We start from the raw sequence: 17387 nt of genomic DNA on the forward strand, positions 1-17387 counted from the left end.
GGGGCGCCGACAAACAGAAAACGGCCGCCACAACGGGCAGCCACGGGGAGCGCAAAGGGCTATCACTGGGCCGAAAACGGGCCAGGCGCCATCTCCCCGGTCATTACAATACAGTGAAGATGCGCGTTATGACTCGCAGGTCACGCTATTTTGCCGAATCGGTGGCAGATTGGGTCATTCGACCAATGACCAGTCCAGCGGTGTACCACGCTTGATCGGCTGGCGCGCACGGCGCCCGAGGACCGCATCGGTGTGCTTGGGCGGCAGACCGAGACCGGGACGAATGGCGCGCAGATTGGCCGCCGTGAAGGGTTCGCCGGCCGCCATATCGGTCGTGACGTACAGCGACCGACGGTAAACCAGCGACTTCTGCTCAGCCTCGGTCACCCCGTAATGCACCTGGCCCATGGCCTGCCAGGCACGTTCGGTCTCGACCACCAGGCTGGCCAGTTCCGCCGGCTCCAGCGAGAAACTGGCGTCCACCCCTCCGGCTGAACGGTCGAGGGTGAAGTGTTTTTCCACCACGGTCGCGCCGAGTGCCACCGCCGCCACCGACACGCCTACACCCATCGAGTGATCGGACAGCCCGACCTCACAGCCAAACAGCTCACGCAGATGCGGAATCGTGCGCACGTGGCTGTTGAGCGGCGTCGCCGGGTAGGTGCTGGTGCATTTGAGCAGCACCAGATCCTTGCAACCTGCCTCACGGGCAGCGCGCACGGTTTCATCGAGTTCGGCGATGCTGGCCATGCCGGTGGAAATGATCAGCGGTTTGCCGGTCGCCGCGACACGGCGAATCAACGGCAGATCGGTATTTTCGAAACTGGCGATCTTGTAGGCCGGCACATCGAGGCTTTCGAGAAAGTCCACGGCGCTGTCATCGAACGGCGTGGAAAACGCGAGCATGCCCAATTCTCTGGCCCGGGCGAAGATCGGCGCATGCCATTCCCAGGGTGTGTGGGCCTTTTCATACAGGTCGTAGAGCGAGGTGCCCGCCCAGAGACTGTTCGGATCCTTGATGAAGAACTCGCCTTGCGCCAGATCCAGAGTCATGGTTTCGGCGGTGTAGGTTTGCAGCTTCAGGGCGTGCGCACCGGCCTTTGCTGCCGCTTCGACAATCTGCAGGGCTACGTCCAGCGACTGGTTATGGTTGCCGCTCATTTCCGCGATGATGAACGGCGGCGCATCGGCACCGATCTGACGGTTGCCGATCTTGAAACTGCTCATTGACGGGATTCCTTCAATACCTTGGTGAACGCACAGGCACTCTGGGTGAACTCGGCGTCACGAAAAACATTCATCGAGGGCCGATTGGCCGGCAACACCTGAGCGGTGATGGCGGTCATTTGCGGCCAGTGCGCAGCCACAAAGGCTTCACCCTGCGCCAGCAGCGCCCGGCCCCAGCCGAGGCCGAATCGCCCCTCAAGCAGATACAGCGAAACCTCCGCCTCAAAGCCGCGCAGATCGTAGCGCAGGACCCCGACCGGGCCGTCATCCGCCTCGGCCACCAGCAGCAACCGCTGAGGATTGCGCAGGCTCGCGCCCAGCCAGTTAACGTGCTGCGTCCAATCAATCGCGGCGCTGTCCAGCGACCATCGGCGCACCGCCTCGGCATTGCGGCCATCGAACAGCAACTGCGCGTCATCCGGCGTAGCCGGACGCAACTTGAGCACCGAGCCGGCCAGTGCCGCCGCTACCCGCAGCGCGCCGCGCCCGTCGACCAGTCGCCGCGAACGCTCGGCCAGGCTCTGGCGCAGATAAAAGTTGCCCACGACAAAGCCAATCGCATCACGCAGTTGCTCGACGCTGACCTGCTCCCGCGCGCCCATGAACACATGCGCCCCGGCCGCCGCCATCACTTCGCCGTTGGCCTGCTGGTTGTTCGACACCGCAATGCAGATCGTCGGCAGGCCCAGGGCCGCGCGTTCCCAACTGGTGCCACCGCCGGCGCCGATAAACAGGTCGGCCTCGGTCATGCGCCGATGAAAATCACTGACGAAACTGTGCAGGCGCCAGTGCGGCCGCGTTTCGGCCAGCGCCTGCATCTCTGCCCAGGCCGGGTTGTCGGCGCCGGCGACAAAATCCACTTCAAGCGCCGAAAAATCCGCCAGCGCCAGCATCGCGTGATGAGTCTGGCGTGCCGCATCGAAGCCGCCGAAATTCACCAGCACCTGGCGCGCCACCGGTTTGATCTCGATGGCCGGGCCACTGAACTCTTCACGCAACATGGCAAAGCGCGGACCGAGCAGCGTTCGGCAACCGGCCGGCAGCAGCGGCTGATAGTTTTCGCTGAGCCCGGAGAGGTTCTGATTGAGCAGCAGATCCACGCTGTAGCGCCGGGTCGCCAGATCATCGACGGCGGCAATCCGTGGCGCAAAGCGACGGGCAGCGGTCTGCCAGTGATGATCGAGGCCATAGTGGTCGGCGATGATCCAGTCAAATCCGGGCTGCCTTTCCAGTTGCGCCGCCAGTGCATCGATATCCGCCTGCCACGGCAGCATCGATTCGATGGCTTGCTCCGGGTCTTCACCGGCATAGCGATCCGGCAACGCGAAGGTCTCGAAACCCTCGCGCTGCAACGCATCGAGCCGATGCCCCGGCAAACGACGGCAGGCAAACGCGACATGACTGCCTTGCGTGCGCAGTACTCGCGCCAGTGTCAGACACCGGGCGATGTGGCCACTGCCGATGGTCGGCGAGGCGTCGGCGCGGATCAGCACTCTCATTGCAGTTCTCCGCCGGCCTTGAGTGCCGCGTAAAGGTACTCGGCGCGCTTCCAGTCTTCGGCGGTATCGATGTCCTGCACCAGATGGCGTGGCAGGATCACCGGCAGACTGGCCGGCGAATACAACACCTCGCTACCCAGCCACGCCTCGCGGCGACCCCAATAGAACTGGCCGGCATCCTGAAAGGCAGCCGGCAGATCCTGCGAACGGGTATTGCGAAACTCGGGGTACAACGCCGTCAGTGCGCCCTGCCCGTCCAGGGTCAGGGCGCGCTGCACCGGAAAGCCGAAATCGGTGACTGAAAAAGCAAAGGACTTGTCCGGGTGTCGCTCCAGCAATTCAACGCCCTGACGCAGAAACCGTGCCTGCAACAGCGGCGCCGTGGCGTACACACAGCAGGCGTATTCGAAGGCCGGCAGTTGCTGCAAGGCATGCACGATCACTGCCGCAGTGCCGGTGAAATCATCGGCTAGCTCCGCCGGACGCATGAACGGCACGTGAGCACCGTTGGCCCGCGCCACGTCGGCGATCTCTGCGTCGTCGGTGCTGACCACCACTTGCTCGAACAACCCAGAATCGAGGGCCGTGCGAATCGAACGGACAATCATCGGCACACCGTCGAACGGCTTGAGATTCTTGCGCGGGATGCGTTTGCTGCCCCCGCGGGCCGGGATGATTGCGACGTTGTTCAAGGACGTTTTTCCAAAAGGAACCAGGTGATGTCGTCCACCGGAAACTGCGGATCGCGGTGATAACCGAAGCCGTAATCCAGCAGTTGCAGATCAGGATAACGATCAAGCATTTCACCGGCGAAATCACGCTTGAACAGCTTGCCGCTGTTGCCGCGATAGGACACTTCCACCGGCGACGGATTGTAGTACTCGGCGATCAGGATGTAGCGCGAACTCAACGCATACAACTGCGCATACGCCGTCGCCAGTAGTTCCGGCGCCAGATGGATCAGCACGCCTTTGCTCAGGGTCAGGTCGTATTGGCGTTCACGGGGAAAGTCGAACAGCGAACCGTGCCAGATGTTCGCAATCTCCAGCGCACGCGCCTGGGCACAGGCACTGGCATTGATTTCGACCCCGAACAGCTCGCAGCGGGGCAACAACTGACGCAGCGCCTGCAAGTTGTTGCCGGCGTTGGTGCCCAGCTCCAGCAGGCTGTCGATCCGCCCGGCCCGGGTCAGCGCCTTGGCGAACAACGCCAGATTGGCCGCCACCAGTGGCTGGCCGACGTTGCGGTCAACGTACTGGTTGCCGAATTCGCCCTGCCAGAATTGTTCCTGCTCGCTGAGATCACGCATTACCGTTTTCCATCCACCGCCGTGGCGGCAATCATTCAGTCAACCGACGCAATTGCTCAACCACATAATCCTGCTGCTGATCGCTCAGCAACGGAAACAGCGGCAGGCTGATCGCTTCGGCGTAATAACGCTCCGCTTCGGGGAAGTCACCCTCGGAGAAACCCAGGTCACGATAGTACGGCTGCAAATGCACCGGAATGTAGTGCAGGTTCACGCCGACGCCGGCGGCGCGCAAGCCTTCGAACACCTGACGGTGGCTGAGGCTGATGCGTTCGGTCTGCAAACGCACCACATAAAGATGCCAGGCCGATTCGGCGTCCGGCTGGAGGCTCGGCACAGTCACCGGCAAGTACGCCAGCAAGCGGTCGTAACGCGCGGCCAGCTCCCGGCGACGGGCGATGAACTCGTCCAGTTTGCCCAACTGCGACAGGCCCAGCGCGGCTTGCAGATCGGTGATCCGGTAATTGAAACCCAGTTCGACCTGCTGGTAGTACCACGGGCCGTGGCTGGGTTCGGTCATCTGCTGCGGATCGCGGGTCATGCCGTGGCTGCGCAGGCGTTGCAGGCGCTCGGCCAGTTGCGGGCAATTGGTCAGCACCATGCCGCCTTCAGCGCTGGTGATGATCTTCACCGGATGAAAGCTGAACACGGTCATCGCGGCAAATTCACCGCAACCCACCGGGCGCCCGGCGTAACTGGCGCCGACCGCGTGGGAGGCGTCTTCGATGACCGTGAAGTTATAGCGCTCGGCCAGTTCGGCAATCCGCCGCATGTCGCAGCTCTGCCCGGAGAACGCCACTGCCACCAGCACTTTGGGCAGCGTACCGTCGCGTTCGGCAGCATCGAGTTTGCTTGCCAGAACTTCGGCATCGAGGTTCCAGGTCAGCGGATCGATGTCCACGAAATCAACGTCGGCACCGCAATAACGGCCGCAGTTGGCCGACGCGAGAAAGGTGTTCGGCGTGGTCCACAAGCGGTCGCCCGTTCCCAGCCCCGCCGCGAGACAGGCAATGTGCAGCGCCGCCGTGGCGTTGCACACTGCCACGGCGAAATCGGCCTGACAACGCTCGGCCATCGCCTGCTCGAAGCGTTCGATGGTCGGACCCTGGGTCAACCAGTCGGACTGCAACACCTCGACCACCGCGTCGATGTCCGTCTGGTCGAGGCTTTGCCGGCCGTAGGGAATCATACCGACAGCTTCGCGTGCAGGTCGGCGATCTGCCCCACCGAGAGGAAGTGCGGGTTGGTGTCGGAGCGGTACTCGAAATCTTCACCGACCGGCACGCCACGCTCGCCGAGTTTGTCCTCGGCAAAATCCACGTCGACGCTGGTGAAACGAATCGACGGCTGGATCGTGTAGTGATCGGCAAACTCCAGGGTCATCCGTGCATCGTCCAGCGGCACCATCAGTTCATGCAGCTTCTCGCCCGGACGGATGCCGACGTTCTTGTGCGGCAGGTGCTCGGCCATGCCACGCGCGAGATCGACCACACGAATCGACGGGATCTTCGGCACGAACACTTCACCGCCGTGCATCCGCGCAAAGCTGTCGAGCACGAATTGCACGCCGTGATCGAGGGTGATCCAGAAGCGGGTCATGCGCTCGTCGGTGATCGGCAGTTCTGTCGCGCCATCGGCAATCAGCTGGCTGAAAAACGGCACCACTGACCCGCGCGAGCCCGCCACGTTGCCGTAGCGCACCACGGCAAAACGCGTCTGCTGTTCACCGGCAATGTTGTTGGCCGCGACGAACAGCTTGTCCGACAGCAACTTGGTGGCGCCGTACAGGTTGATCGGGCTCGCGGCCTTGTCGGTGGACAGCGCGACGACTTTCTTCACGCCGTTGTCGATGGCGGCGGCGATGATGTTCTCCGCGCCGTTGACGTTGGTGCGGATGCATTCGGTCGGGTTGTATTCCGCCGCCGGCACCTGCTTCAACGCCGCGGCATGCACCACGTAATCGATGCCGCGCATGGCCTGGCGCAGACGATCGGCATCGCGTACGTCACCGAGGAAGTAACGCATGCACGGCGCGTTGAACGTCTGCTGCATTTCGTATTGCTTGAGCTCATCCCGGGAAAACACCACCACGCGCTTGGGCTGGTATTGCTCCAGCAGGCGCGCGATGAACTTGCGCCCGAACGAGCCGGTGCCACCGGAGATGAAAATCGATTTACCGTTGAACATGTCTTGAATCCTGTTCCCTGTGCGAAGGCTTAGGCGAGCAACTGCGCCCAGTCCAGCGAAGCACTTTCGTTGAGAACAAAACCTTTGCCGCTCAGGCTCAGGTTCGGGTTATACGCCGTGTCCCGGGCAAAAGCGCCGGACCATTTTTCACGCAGCGCTTGCAGTGCCTGTGGAGCCTGCGGCACCTCGCCCGAATGGATGACCTGAACCAGCGGCGTCCAGACGGTGAGGAAACCGGCTTCACCCGCCTTCAGGCACAGATCGACATCGCTGAAGCCGTCAGCAAATTGCGCGTCATCCAGACCATCCAGCGCATTGAACAGTGCTTTGCCAATCATCAGGCAGATGCCCGACACCGCCGAGTAGTTCTGATCCACGGCCAGACGCTGCATGTAGCCCTCGGCGTCATGTTTCTCACCGATGAAGGCAGAACCGACACCATCGTTCAGCCCCAGAATCAGACAGGCCTGAGCGATCTTGCCATCGCGGTCCACCAGTTTCGCACCGACCACGCCGACTTCCGGACGCTGGGCATGGTTGAGCAGCGACTCGATCCAGTTCGGATTGACCACTTCACCGTCGGCGGCCATCAGCACCAGGTATTCACCCTGCGCCTGCTGGCTGGCGGCGTTGCTCAGCGCCACAGCACCGAGTGGCTGATCGGCACGCAAGACCTGCACCTTGGCGTGCTGCAGTGTGCCCAGCCAGTCATTGACCGCGGCGGACAGATTGGAACCTGCGGCGATCAACACCTCATAGCGGGTGTAGCGGGTTCGCAGCAGTACGCCTTCGATGCAACGCTGCAGCGCAGGAAGATCATCGATTGCCGGCACGATGACCGACACCAATGGCTGTTCGCCGTGACGGTAGTCGACCTGATAAGTGCCCGGTTTCGACGAGGTGATTTTCGCCTTGTAACCACGATTGCCCAGGTGACGCAGCAGCGCCTGACGCTCATCGGCGTTTTCTTCCAGCACCGAAGCACCGGCAATCAACAGCGGTTCGTCAAGGTGAGCCAGGCCATCCAGACCGCCTTGCTCAATGATGCGCAGCAGCAGATCGAATTCCAGCGCCTTGCTGAAGTCGGCCTGATAACCACCGGCCTCGATCAACACTTCACGACGGATCAACCAGTGCCGTGCCATCAGTGCCGGCAGGCTTTGCAACAGATCGAGGTTGAAGCCCGGACGGAAGACATCCACCAGTGCGCCATCGGCGGTGCGCTGGATTTCGTCGGTGGCCACCGCGCGGCACCCGTCGGCAGACGCCAGCTCCAGACCGGCGCGCAACAGACCGCCGGCGGTGAACTCGTCGCCCGCTTCGGCCAGCAACAGCCAGTCGCACGGCGACTGATTGACGCTCAGGTTCAGCTTGTCGACAAAATTGCTCGGCGAGACCCGGACAAAGTGCAAAGTGTTTTGCGCAGTGGTCGCGGCCGGCGGCTCACCCGTGGTGAACACCACCACCTTGAAGGCCTTGCTGTGACCTTCGAGCAGGCTGTCCAGGGTGATCTGCAACTTGTCGATGTCGTTGTCCAGATCGAGCAGGAAGATGCCGAACTGCGGACCGCCATCGTGGGCTGCCAGGTGACCGGCGATAGCCTCGACCTGTCCGGCATCCGGTTGACGCGCCGCGAGCCATTCAAGCAGGCGACCGGTCCTCATCTTGCCGAATGCCTGATCGTTGCCTTTGAGGGAGGTCGCTTGCAGACGCGCGATCCAGTCGCGCAGTTTTTGCGCGTCCTCTTCTTCGCCCATTGATTGCAACTGGTCAATCAGACGCGTGATGACCTGGCGGTTGAACACGTTGCTGTCGTGGGCCTGCCACAAACGGTCGACCACACTTTCCGGGGTGTCGTTGTTGCGGGCCAGCATCAGGTTCTGCTGGCGCGCCCAGATGCCTTCCAGGCCTTGCAACTGCAGGCGCCCTGCCGGCATCGAGTGCAGCAGGAATTCGAACTGGGTCAATTGATCGAAGAACGCCTGATTGTAGAACGGCATCTCGACGTACTGTTTCGGGCCGAAACGGCGCTGTGGGCCCGCCTCGATATCGGTCCAGGCCGACTCGAATACCAGCTCGGCAGTCAACGCGCGACCGGCGCGCAGGCTGTCGGCCAGTGCTTCGAAGCTATCCAGCACGAACTGTTTGCCCTGCTCCGGATCCTGATGCTTGACCTGGGTCGGCAACCCGGCAAGGAAACCGGCAAAGGCTTCGCGTTCGGCGACGTGCCTGGCGTCGGTGTAGGCCAGCGAGTGATAAATCTCGGTGTTGTGGTCGGAGTGCTGATAGTTGAGCTCACGCACCACGTACGGGATCGGCAGAATCCGCGCCTTGCCCCGCGCCAGCATGTAGTAGGTGTGACCGACTTCCTGCCACTGGAAGATCGTGTCTTGCGGCATGGCCGCATACCAGTCGCGCAGAATCTCCGTACGTTGCACGGCATAGAACGGCGGCAGGTACTGATACATGTAGTCGATCAGGCGATCCTGGGCGAGATCGGCCGAGTAGTCCTCGCAGACCTTCTTGTCGCGACGGTAGTAGCTGACGCTGTTGGCCAGCGACAGGTACATCATGCTGTAGCCATGGCACAGGCTGTAATCGGGGTTGGCATTCATGAAGGCGACGGCTTCATGCAAGGCATCGTGCACGAGGAAGTCGTCGTCCGCCGCAAACACCATGTACGGCGTCTGCAATTGCTCGACACCGTAGGCCAGCTTGGCGCGGATGCCCCAGTAGCCATACTGCGGCAAGTGCTGGTAGTCGACGTTGGCAAACTGCCCGAGCATGTCCGGTTGTGCCTCGGCCGAAGAATCCAGCACCAGGATCCTGCACGGCAGGGTGCTGTAGAAACGCACGGCCCTGCGCAGAAACGCCGGGCGTTCGTGAGATATCAGCACAACGGTCAACTGTTCGTTGAGTGCCAAACCGTGTCCAGAACTGTTCTTGCCTTGCATAAATTCCCCACAAGCGACGAGTCGCCGAAAACTCAACGTTGTTTTTGTCGATTAACGAACGCGACGCAGATAGCCATCCGGCGCGACAGTGATCAGCAACTTGCTGTGAATGGCCTGATCGATTTCGAAATCGCTGCTCTCTTTCAGGTAAGCCCACACAGCGGTTTTCGGGTTGTCACCCTTGCCCCACGGACGATCCGGGAAGGCGTCTTGCGGCATGTCTTCGACCACGGTGTCCATGACCACGCAGTAGCTGCCCACCGACACCAGCGGTGCGTACAGACGCAGCTCTTCGAGGACGTGCTCGTGGGTGTGATTGGAATCCAGCACCACCAGCACTTTCTTGCCCTGCACGCGTTCGCGCACCTGGTCGACGATCGCGGTGTCGATGCTCGAACCCTGGATCATGCTGATCCGCTTGAACATCGGGTGCGCTTCGATGGCTTCGCGATTGTGCTGGCGGATGTCGATATCGATGCCCAGGACTTCGCCGTGACCGATCAGCTCGAGGATCGAGGCGTAGAACACCAGCGAACCGCCGTGGGCGATACCGGTTTCCACGATGATGTCCGGACGCAGGTTCCAGATGATTTCCTGCATGGCGACCATGTCCTGCGGGAACTGAATGATCGGCCGGCCCATCCAGCTGAAGTTGTAGGTGTACTTGTGTTTTGCCGTAGTGCCGACCCAATCCAGAGACTCGGTTTGCAGCGCCTTGTCCTGTTGCAGGCCTTCGATGTTGGCTTTTACTTCTTCGCGAAACTGCTCATGTGGATTCATTGCGACTCTCCAAAAATTCGGGAAAACGGCTTACCTGAACACCCTGGCGTCAGGGTATGGCACGGTGTTGGTCTTGATGATCCTGGCGGGATTGCCCACCACGACCGAAAAATCCGGGACGTCCTTTGTCACCACAGCGCCGGCGCCGATGGTCACCCAGCGACCGATGCGCAGGCGCGGCAGAATCGTGGCGTTGGTACCGATAAACGTACCGTCGCCGATTTCCACACAGCCGGCGATGCACACGCCCGGCGCCATGAACACTGAATGGCCGATCCGCCCTTCATGCCCCACGACGCTACCGGCGCTGATGCTGGTGTTGTCGCCGAGTTCGACTTCGGCCTGCATCAACACGCCTTCCTGCAGGTAACTGCCCTGCCCCATGCGGATCATGCTCAGGTCGATACCGGGATGAACGAACTGGCCGAGCTTCGCCCCTGCCTCCACCAACTGACAGGTGGTTTCGTAGCGTAACCGGGTACTGCCGGTGATCAGATTGACGAAGCGCACGTCCGGGCCATTGAGCTCGGCGACCCGCTCCGAACCACCCACCACCGGCACCCCGTAAAACAGCGTGCCGTGCTTGCGCGGATCGTTGTCCAGAAAGGCGAACTCGACATTCGGCGTACTGCGCTTGACCGCGTGCAGCATGCGCACCGCTTCCGGGTTGGCGGCCCCCAGCAGATACATCTTCACAGCGCGGGCCTGCCTGCCAACATGTCCAGCACCACTTGCACGACGCGCTGCTGATCGGCGTCGGTCATGTCGTGATAGCTCGGCAGATTGAAGGCGCGCTCCGGCAGGGCGAATGACACCGGGGTGTCAACGTTGTGCCCGCTGAACATCGGCAACGTCGACAGCGGCCAGAAGAACACCCGGGCATCGATGTCAGCCGCCTGGAAAGCCGCGATCAACTGGTCGCGATGGATACCGGTGTCGGCATCGAACACCACGGTCGGCATCCAGTAACCGTTGCGCCCGTGAGCCGGCTCGGGATTGAGCGACACGCCCGGTACGCCTTCCAGCGCCTGCGCATAGTTGGAAAAGATCGCCCGCTTGCGCGCGATCAACTCTTCGATCCGCTCGACCTGCGCGCAACCGACGGCCGCCTGCAGGTTGCTCATCTTGTATTTGAAACCGACGAACTCTGGCCAGAACTGCTTGGTGCAGCCCGCCACGCGACCGTGGTTGGACAGGGTCAGCACGCGCTCGTACAAGGCCTTGTCCGAGGTGACGAACATTCCGCCCTCGCCGGTGGTCATGGTCTTGGTGCCGTGGAACGAGAAAGCACCGAAGGCTCCCATCGAACCAGCCGCCTGACCGCGCCACTGCGAACCGATGGCTTCGGCCGCATCTTCGATCACGGGAATCCCGAATTCCTTGCCGATGGCCAGCAAGGCATCCATGTCACACAGATTGCCGTACAGGTGCACCGCCAGAATGGCCTTGGTGCGCGGGCTGATCGCGTTTCTGACCTGCTGCGGGTCGAGGCACCAGCTGTCGGCCAGCACATCGACGAACACCGGCGTGGCGCCCAGATAAGTGATTGGCGCCGCCGAGGCGATCCAGTTGGTGTTGCCCAGGATCACTTCATCGCCTTCGCCGATGCCCAGCGCCGCCATGCCCATGTGCAGGGCTCCGGTGCAACTGGAGGTGGCGATGGCGTAGGTCGCGCCCAGGTGCTCGGCAAAACCGTGCTCGAAGCGGGTCAGGTATTCGTAGCAGCGCGCGCCCCAGCCGTTCTGCACGGCATCCAGGGCATATTGCGCTTCGAGTTCGCCGACGCTGGGTTTGGTGTAGTGAATTCTGCTCATTGAATGCTCAACTCCGGAACGGCGACGACAAAGCGTGCACCCCATGTTTTGGCTTCGGCCAGTTGTTGCGTCACTTCGCTCAACAGGTTCCAGGGCAGAACCAGAATGTAGTCCGGCCGCTCTTGCGCAATGCGCTCGGGCGCCACGATCGGAATGCGACTGCCCGGCAGGAACTTGCCCTGTTTGTGCGGGTTGGCATCGGCGACCCAGGCCAGCAGATCCGTCCTCACACCGGCGAAGTTGAGCAAGGTATTTCCTTTGGCTGCCGCGCCATAACCGACCACGCGCTTGCCCTCGGCCTTGGCCTGCAACAGGAAGCGCAGCAGCTGGTGCTTGATGTTTTCGGCGGCAGGCGCCAGCGTCGCGTAGTACCCGGTGGTTTTCACCCCGGCGTCGAGCTCGGCCTGCAACTGCTGCTGCACCGCTGGCTGCACGGCGCGGCGTAAACCGTCCTTGCGCTGGACGAACACCCGCAGCGATCCGCCATGGGTGGTCAGCTGGCTGACGTCGAACACTTCCAGGCCGTTGCGCTCGCACAGCGTCTGCACGGCGGTCAGGGACAGGTAGGAATAGTGCTCGTGATACAGCGTGTCGAACTGCGCGCCGGCCATCAGCGTCAGCAGTTGCGGGAATTCGAAGGTGGCGACGCCGGTCGGCTTGAGCAGCGTGGCGAAACCACCGAGGAAATCGTTGATGTCCGGCACATGGGCCAGCACGTTGTTGGCGGCCATCAGGTCGGCGGCCCAGCCTTCGCTTTTCAGCTGGGCGGCGGTGTCGCGACCGAAGAACAGTTCACGAATCTCCAGGCCTTTTTCCCGTGCCGCCTGCGCGGTGCTGCGGGTCGGCTCGACGCCCAGGCACTGGATGCCGCGACCGGCCACGTATTGCAGCAGGTAGCCGTCGTTGGCCGCGACTTCCACCACGCGGCTGTCGGCGGTCAGGCCGAAGCGCTCGACCATCTCGGCCACATAACGCTCGGCATGAGCCAGCCAGGTGCTGGAGAACGAACTGAAGTAGGCGTATTCGGCGTCGAACAGGCTGTCGGCAGAGGTGTAATCCTCGGTCTGCACCAGCCAGCATTGCTGGCACACGGCGACCTTCAGCGGCACCCATTGTTCGGCCTGCTCCAGCCGATCGACGTGCACGTAGGCGTTGGACGGTGGCGAGGTGCCGAGGTCGATCAGCGGCAAGCTCAGCGGTGCGGCGCACCCACGGCAGTTCATAGACGCACTCCAGCAAAGTGTTGATCGAGCGCGGGATGGCTGGAATCACGCGCTGACAAATTATTGACAGGCAACGGCCAGGCGATCGCCAGCCGTGGATCGTTCACCGACAGACCGCCCTCGTGCTCCGGCGCGTAATCGGCGCTGTGCAGGTAAAGCAGTTCGGCGTCTTCAGTGAGGGTCTGGAAACCGTGGGCGAAGCCGGCCGGAATCAACAGGCTGCGACCGTCACCGGCCTTCAGGTGCTCGGCGTGCCAGTGCAGGAAGGTTTCCGAGTCCGGGCGCAGGTCTACCGCTACGTCCCACACTTCACCTCGCAGGCAGGTGATCAACTTGGCTTCCGGCGCATTGGCGTTCTGGTAATGCAGACCGCGCACGCTGCCCTTCTCGCGGGTGCAGGAATGGTTGATCTGGCGGATGTGAAATTCACTGCCGAACGCTTTCAGGCTGCCTTCGCAGAACAGACGGGCGAAGTGCCCGCGCTGATCTTCGAAGCGCTTGTGCTGGACGCTGAACAACCCGGCCAGCGGCAACGGTTTCAAGGAAAACTCGCTCACAGCGCGCCCCGGTACAGGTTCAGTTGGCCGAGGGTCACGGTGCGCATGTCGTCGCCGTTCTGCCACGCCAGGTGCCAGTCGAGGGTCTGGGTCAGGCATTGCTGCAACGTCCAGCGCGGTTGCCAGCCGAGCACCTGACGGGCGCGGCTGCTGTCCAGGCGCAGCAGACCGGCTTCGTGCAGGTCGCTCTTTTCGAGGCGCAGCCCACGGGCCTGAGGCCAGCGGTTGGAGAGCAGTTCGACCACTTCACCGACGCTGCACATGTCCGCCTCGCCCGGACCGAAGTTCCACGCGCCGGCGTACTCCGGGCCTTGTTCGTAGAGCCCGGCGGCCAGTTGCAGATAGCCGGCCAGCGGCTCCAGCGCGTGCTGCCACGGGCGCACGGCTTGCGGGTAACGCAAGGTCACCGGCTCGTCGGCCGACCAGGCTTTCAGTACATCGGGAATCAGCCGTTCTGGGGCGAAGTCGCCACCACCCAACACGTTGCCGGCGCGCGCGGTGGCCAGGGCCAGACCATGCTCGGCGTACTTGTCGGCCGGGAAGAACGATGCCGCGTAAGACTGCGCCAGCAACTCGCAGCAGGCCTTGCTGCTGCTGTAAGGATCGTGACCACCGAGGGCTTCGTCCTCGCGGTACGGCCACAGCCATTCCTTGTTGGCGTAGACCTTGTCGGTGGTCACCAGCACGCAGGCCCGCACGCAACCGACCTGACGAATCGCTTCGAGCAGATTGAGGGTGCCCATGACGTTGCTGGAATAAGTCCCCAGCGGATCGCGATAACCTTCACGCACCAGCGGCTGGGCCGCCAGGTGCAGGACGATCTCAGGCTCGGTGTCAGCGATGATCTCGAGCAAGGCGCCGAGGTCACGCAGGTCGCCGCGCTGGTCGTTGATGCCTTCGCTCACGCGCGCCAGTTCGAACAGGCTCGGCTCGGTCGACGGATCGAGGGAAAAACCGCTGACTTGCGCGCCGAGGCTTTGCAGCCACAGGGTCAGCCAGCTGCCCTTGAAACCGGTGTGGCCGGTGACCAGAACCCGCTTGCCGCGCCAGAATTCCGGACTCAGTCCCATTGCTTCCATGGGGCCTCCCCGCTCTGCCACAAGGCTTCGAGGTGGTTCTTGTCACGCAAGGTGTCCATTGGCTGCCAGAAGCCTTCGTGCTGGTACGCCATCAACTCGCCGCGCTCGGCCAGACCGTCGAGCGGGCCGGACTCCCACGAGGTTTCGTCGCCTTCGATCAGCGGCAAAACCTTGGGCGAGAGCACAAAGAAACCACCGTTGATCCAGCCACCGTCACCGCGCGGTTTTTCCGTGAAACCGAGAACCCGGTCGCCGTCACGATCCAGCGCGCCATAGCGGCCCGGCGGTTGTACGGCGGTGACTGTCGCCAACTTGCCGTGAGTCAGGTGGAAATCCACCAGCGAGCTGATATTCAGGTCGGAGACGCCGTCGCCATAGGTGAAGCAGAAGGCTTGTTCGTTTTCCAGATAGCGTGCGGCGCGGCGCAGACGACCACCGGTCATGGTTTCCTCGCCGGTGTCGATCAGCGTCACGCGCCACGGTTCGCTGTAGTTCTGGTGAACGTCCATGCGATTTTCACGCATGTCGAACGTCACGTCGGAGGTGTGCAGGAAGTAGTTGGCGAAGAAGTCCTTGATCGCGTAGCCCTTGTAGCCAAGGCAAATCACGAAGTCATGAATCCCGTGGGCGGAATACTGTTTCATGATGTGCCAGAGAATTGGCTTGCCACCGATCTCGATCATCGGTTTCGGCTTGAGGTGCGACTCTTCACTGATGCGCGTGCCCAGGCCACCCGCCAAAATAACTGCCTTCATGGTCTCCCCTCTCGTTCGTCACAGGGCTGCGCGCTGCTTTTTGCGCATTGCGGCCTTCTGGCTAAACCTTTCTGCCGGTACGGGCGCAGGGGCAATGACCGCGAGCGCTCGTTTTATGGCGATTTGAGGGGGACTTGCAGGAAACGCGCCAGCTCCGCTGGCTGCGCGTCGGCAGGACAGCTGCCCTTAAAAAAAGGGATGAGACCGTTGCCGGCCTCACCCCTTTGATTGAACGATCTCAGCGAATCAGGCGGATCAGCCAAACATGGCGAACCCGTCATTGCCGGTTGGCAGGTTGATGTACTTGCCGTCAGACGTCTGGATATATTCAATATTGTTGAAACCGGCGAACCAGTCCTTCAGTCGCACGCCGTCTTCCGGAGTCTGACCTTCGAAGACGCTGTACTGATGCAGGAACAGATCATTGCCGACCCGATCAAGCAGCAGTTGCTGAGCGCTGATGTTCGTCAGGATCAACTTGTCGCCGGAACTGGTGCCATTGTCCTGAATGGTGACCAGTCTCGAGGTATTGACGGTGTAGGTGTCATTATCCTCGCCGCCGAACGCCGAGCCGGGCCCCTGCAGAAGCAATTTGTCAGCACCCGCTCCACCGAACAGCGAGAAGCCGGCGCCAGTGCCGGTCAGCAGATCGTCGCCTTCACCACCGTCAGCCATGCCATACACCACGGTAATGGTGTCATTGCCGGCTTCACCAAAGGCCTGGGTGCCACGGTCATCGGGCGCTGCAACGATGGTGTCGTTGCCATTGCCGCCATACAGAAGGTCGGCCTGCGGCCCACCCGCTGCAACATTCACAGCGAACGGTCCGAGCGGGGTGTACAGGCTGCCATAGATGACATCGTTGCCGTCTCCGCCATAAATGACGTCGTTACCCAGACCGCCCTCCAGACCATTGGCGGCAGCATTGCCGGTCAGCGTGTCATTGAAGCTTGTCCCGATCAGACTCTCGACATTGATGAATACATCGCCTTCGGCATCGCCACCCTGACTGACGCCGGTCTGCAGGTTGATATTCACGGCGGTGGTGTTGTTGGCGTACCACACCGTGTCGATGCCTTCACGACCGTCGAACACGTCGGCACCTGCTCCGCCAACGAAGTTGTCGTTGGCGGTCGAACCGAGGAACGTGTCAGCGAAACGACTGCCCTGGAAAATCTCGATCCCGGCGAACGTATCGCCCGCTGCATCGCCGGCGTTGGCGTTGGTTTTCAGGTCGATGGTGACCGCGCTGTCCGAGGACTCATAGCTGACCATATCCAGGCCGAGTCCCCCGTTGATTGCGAGCGCCACAGAGCTGCCAACGAAGACATCGTTGAATTTCGAGCCCGTCATTGCCTCGACGCTGTTGTAAGTATCGCCCATCGCAATCCCGGTACTGACACCGGTTTTCAGGTTGATGCTGACGCCTGCGGTACTGTCGTCATAGGACACCGTGTCCATGCCCGCACCGCCGATGAACTGGTCGGCACCGCCACCGCCATACAGCACATCGTTGCCGATACCACCGGTCATGATGTTGTCGCCGGCATTCCCGTAACCGGTAAACGCAACGGTCCCGGTGTAGGTCATGCGCTCGACATTGGCTGCCATCGTGTGGGTATTCCAGCTGACGCGAATTTCGTCGTTACCACCACCCGCCTGTTCGATGATCGTTACGCCACCGCCGTTGACGTAGTAGATGTCATCACCGGCACCGCCCTCGAAAGTCGCGTAGCTGATAGCCGCGGCGGTGAAGGTGTCGTTGAAGGCCGAGCCGACGACTTTTTCGATGTTGGTCAGGGTATCGCCCTGCGCATCGCCACCGGTTCCCGCCAAGCTGGTGCCCGGACGAATCTCGACATTGACGGCCTCGGCTGAGGTTGAATAGTCGACCGTATCGAAGCCAGTGCCACCGTCGAAAGCAAACACTCGGCTGTCAGCAAAGAACGTGTCGTTGTACTTCGAGCCGGCAATCGCTTCGATGCTGTTATAGACATCGCCCG

At 61.9% G+C, this 17387-nt stretch carries 15 protein-coding genes; all 15 read right to left on the bottom strand.

The features are described 5' to 3' along the window. Positions 1 to 174 precede the first annotated feature (174 nt). Positions 175 to 1227, bottom strand: a complete 1053-nt coding sequence (pseI, locus tag JKA62_RS21785; protein WP_011333037.1) for a pseudaminic acid synthase — start codon at positions 1225 to 1227, stop codon at positions 175 to 177. Then, positions 1224 to 2726 (bottom strand): UDP-2,4-diacetamido-2,4,6-trideoxy-beta-L-altropyranose hydrolase, encoded by a 1503-nt coding sequence (pseG, locus tag JKA62_RS21790; RefSeq protein ID WP_201819391.1) that lies wholly within the window; start codon positions 2724 to 2726, stop codon positions 1224 to 1226. The genes pseI and pseG overlap by 4 nt, the downstream gene beginning before the upstream one ends. Then, positions 2723 to 3418, bottom strand: coding sequence for a pseudaminic acid cytidylyltransferase (gene pseF / locus JKA62_RS21795; protein WP_201819393.1), 696 nt, complete (start codon positions 3416 to 3418; stop codon positions 2723 to 2725). The genes pseG and pseF overlap by 4 nt, the downstream gene beginning before the upstream one ends. Beyond that, positions 3415 to 4035, bottom strand: coding sequence for a pseudaminic acid biosynthesis-associated methylase (locus JKA62_RS21800; protein ID WP_011333034.1), 621 nt, complete (start codon positions 4033 to 4035; stop codon positions 3415 to 3417). Before JKA62_RS21800 ends, pseF begins: the two co-directional genes overlap by 4 nt. 31 nt (positions 4036 to 4066) lie before the next feature. After that, the gene (pseC, locus tag JKA62_RS21805; protein ID WP_201819397.1) at positions 4067 to 5224 is read right to left on the bottom strand and encodes a UDP-4-amino-4,6-dideoxy-N-acetyl-beta-L-altrosamine transaminase; all 1158 of its coding nucleotides are present in this window, start codon (positions 5222 to 5224) and stop codon (positions 4067 to 4069) included. Next, a complete protein-coding gene (gene pseB, locus JKA62_RS21810; protein ID WP_011333032.1) occupies positions 5221 to 6222 on the bottom strand; it encodes a UDP-N-acetylglucosamine 4,6-dehydratase (inverting) in 1002 nt (333 codons plus the stop codon). Before pseB ends, pseC begins: the two co-directional genes overlap by 4 nt. Before the next feature lie 29 nt (positions 6223 to 6251). After that, entirely contained in the window at positions 6252 to 9176 is a 2925-nt protein-coding gene (locus tag JKA62_RS21815) for a glycosyltransferase family 2 protein (RefSeq protein ID WP_201819400.1), read from the bottom strand. A 51-nt stretch (positions 9177 to 9227) separates the two neighbouring features. Then, entirely contained in the window at positions 9228 to 9956 is a 729-nt protein-coding gene (locus JKA62_RS21820) for a cephalosporin hydroxylase family protein (protein ID WP_011333030.1), read from the bottom strand. 30 nt (positions 9957 to 9986) lie between these two features. Then, complete coding sequence (locus tag JKA62_RS21825) at positions 9987 to 10652, bottom strand: acetyltransferase (protein ID WP_041475175.1); 666 nt, start codon at positions 10650 to 10652, stop codon at positions 9987 to 9989. Further along, positions 10649 to 11770 carry a DegT/DnrJ/EryC1/StrS family aminotransferase gene (locus tag JKA62_RS21830; protein WP_011333028.1) on the bottom strand — a complete coding sequence of 374 codons (1122 nt, stop codon included), beginning with the start codon at positions 11768 to 11770 and terminating at the stop codon, positions 10649 to 10651. The genes JKA62_RS21825 and JKA62_RS21830 overlap by 4 nt, the downstream gene beginning before the upstream one ends. Then, on the bottom strand, positions 11767 to 12993 hold the full coding sequence (locus JKA62_RS21835) for a class I SAM-dependent methyltransferase (protein ID WP_201819403.1): 1227 nt from the start codon (positions 12991 to 12993) through the stop codon (positions 11767 to 11769). The genes JKA62_RS21830 and JKA62_RS21835 overlap by 4 nt, the downstream gene beginning before the upstream one ends. Then, positions 12990 to 13550: a dTDP-4-dehydrorhamnose 3,5-epimerase gene (rfbC, locus tag JKA62_RS21840; RefSeq protein ID WP_007958330.1), complete on the bottom strand. Its 561-nt coding sequence runs from the start codon at positions 13548 to 13550 to the stop codon at positions 12990 to 12992. Before rfbC ends, JKA62_RS21835 begins: the two co-directional genes overlap by 4 nt. Further along, positions 13547 to 14629 (bottom strand): CDP-glucose 4,6-dehydratase, encoded by a 1083-nt coding sequence (gene rfbG, locus JKA62_RS21845; RefSeq protein WP_011333026.1) that lies wholly within the window; start codon positions 14627 to 14629, stop codon positions 13547 to 13549. The genes rfbC and rfbG overlap by 4 nt, the downstream gene beginning before the upstream one ends. Then, positions 14611 to 15384, bottom strand: a complete 774-nt coding sequence (gene rfbF, locus JKA62_RS21850; protein WP_011333025.1) for a glucose-1-phosphate cytidylyltransferase — start codon at positions 15382 to 15384, stop codon at positions 14611 to 14613. The genes rfbG and rfbF overlap by 19 nt, the downstream gene beginning before the upstream one ends. Positions 15385 to 15639: 255 nt before the next feature. Then, positions 15640 to 17387: calcium-binding protein (locus JKA62_RS21855; protein WP_269117476.1), on the bottom strand; the 1748-nt coding region annotated here is incomplete at its 5' end.

The organism is Pseudomonas sp. B7, assembly GCF_016735645.1.
Classification (GTDB): domain Bacteria; phylum Pseudomonadota; class Gammaproteobacteria; order Pseudomonadales; family Pseudomonadaceae; genus Aquipseudomonas; species Aquipseudomonas glycinae.

Coding starts and splice junctions, on each gene's coding strand:
- rfbF (WP_011333025.1), bottom strand. CDS start 15,384: ATGAAGGCAGTTATTTTGGCGGGTGGCCTGGGCACGCGCATCAGTGAA.
- pseI (WP_011333037.1), bottom strand. CDS start 1,227: ATGAGCAGTTTCAAGATCGGCAACCGTCAGATCGGTGCCGATGCGCCG.
- JKA62_RS21800 (WP_011333034.1), bottom strand. CDS start 4,035: ATGCGTGATCTCAGCGAGCAGGAACAATTCTGGCAGGGCGAATTCGGC.
- pseG (WP_201819391.1), bottom strand. CDS start 2,726: ATGAGAGTGCTGATCCGCGCCGACGCCTCGCCGACCATCGGCAGTGGC.
- pseB (WP_011333032.1), bottom strand. CDS start 6,222: ATGTTCAACGGTAAATCGATTTTCATCTCCGGTGGCACCGGCTCGTTC.
- JKA62_RS21835 (WP_201819403.1), bottom strand. CDS start 12,993: ATGAACTGCCGTGGGTGCGCCGCACCGCTGAGCTTGCCGCTGATCGAC.
- JKA62_RS21830 (WP_011333028.1), bottom strand. CDS start 11,770: ATGAGCAGAATTCACTACACCAAACCCAGCGTCGGCGAACTCGAAGCG.
- JKA62_RS21815 (WP_201819400.1), bottom strand. CDS start 9,176: ATGCAAGGCAAGAACAGTTCTGGACACGGTTTGGCACTCAACGAACAG.
- JKA62_RS21820 (WP_011333030.1), bottom strand. CDS start 9,956: ATGAATCCACATGAGCAGTTTCGCGAAGAAGTAAAAGCCAACATCGAA.
- pseC (WP_201819397.1), bottom strand. CDS start 5,224: ATGATTCCCTACGGCCGGCAAAGCCTCGACCAGACGGACATCGACGCG.
- rfbG (WP_011333026.1), bottom strand. CDS start 14,629: ATGGAAGCAATGGGACTGAGTCCGGAATTCTGGCGCGGCAAGCGGGTT.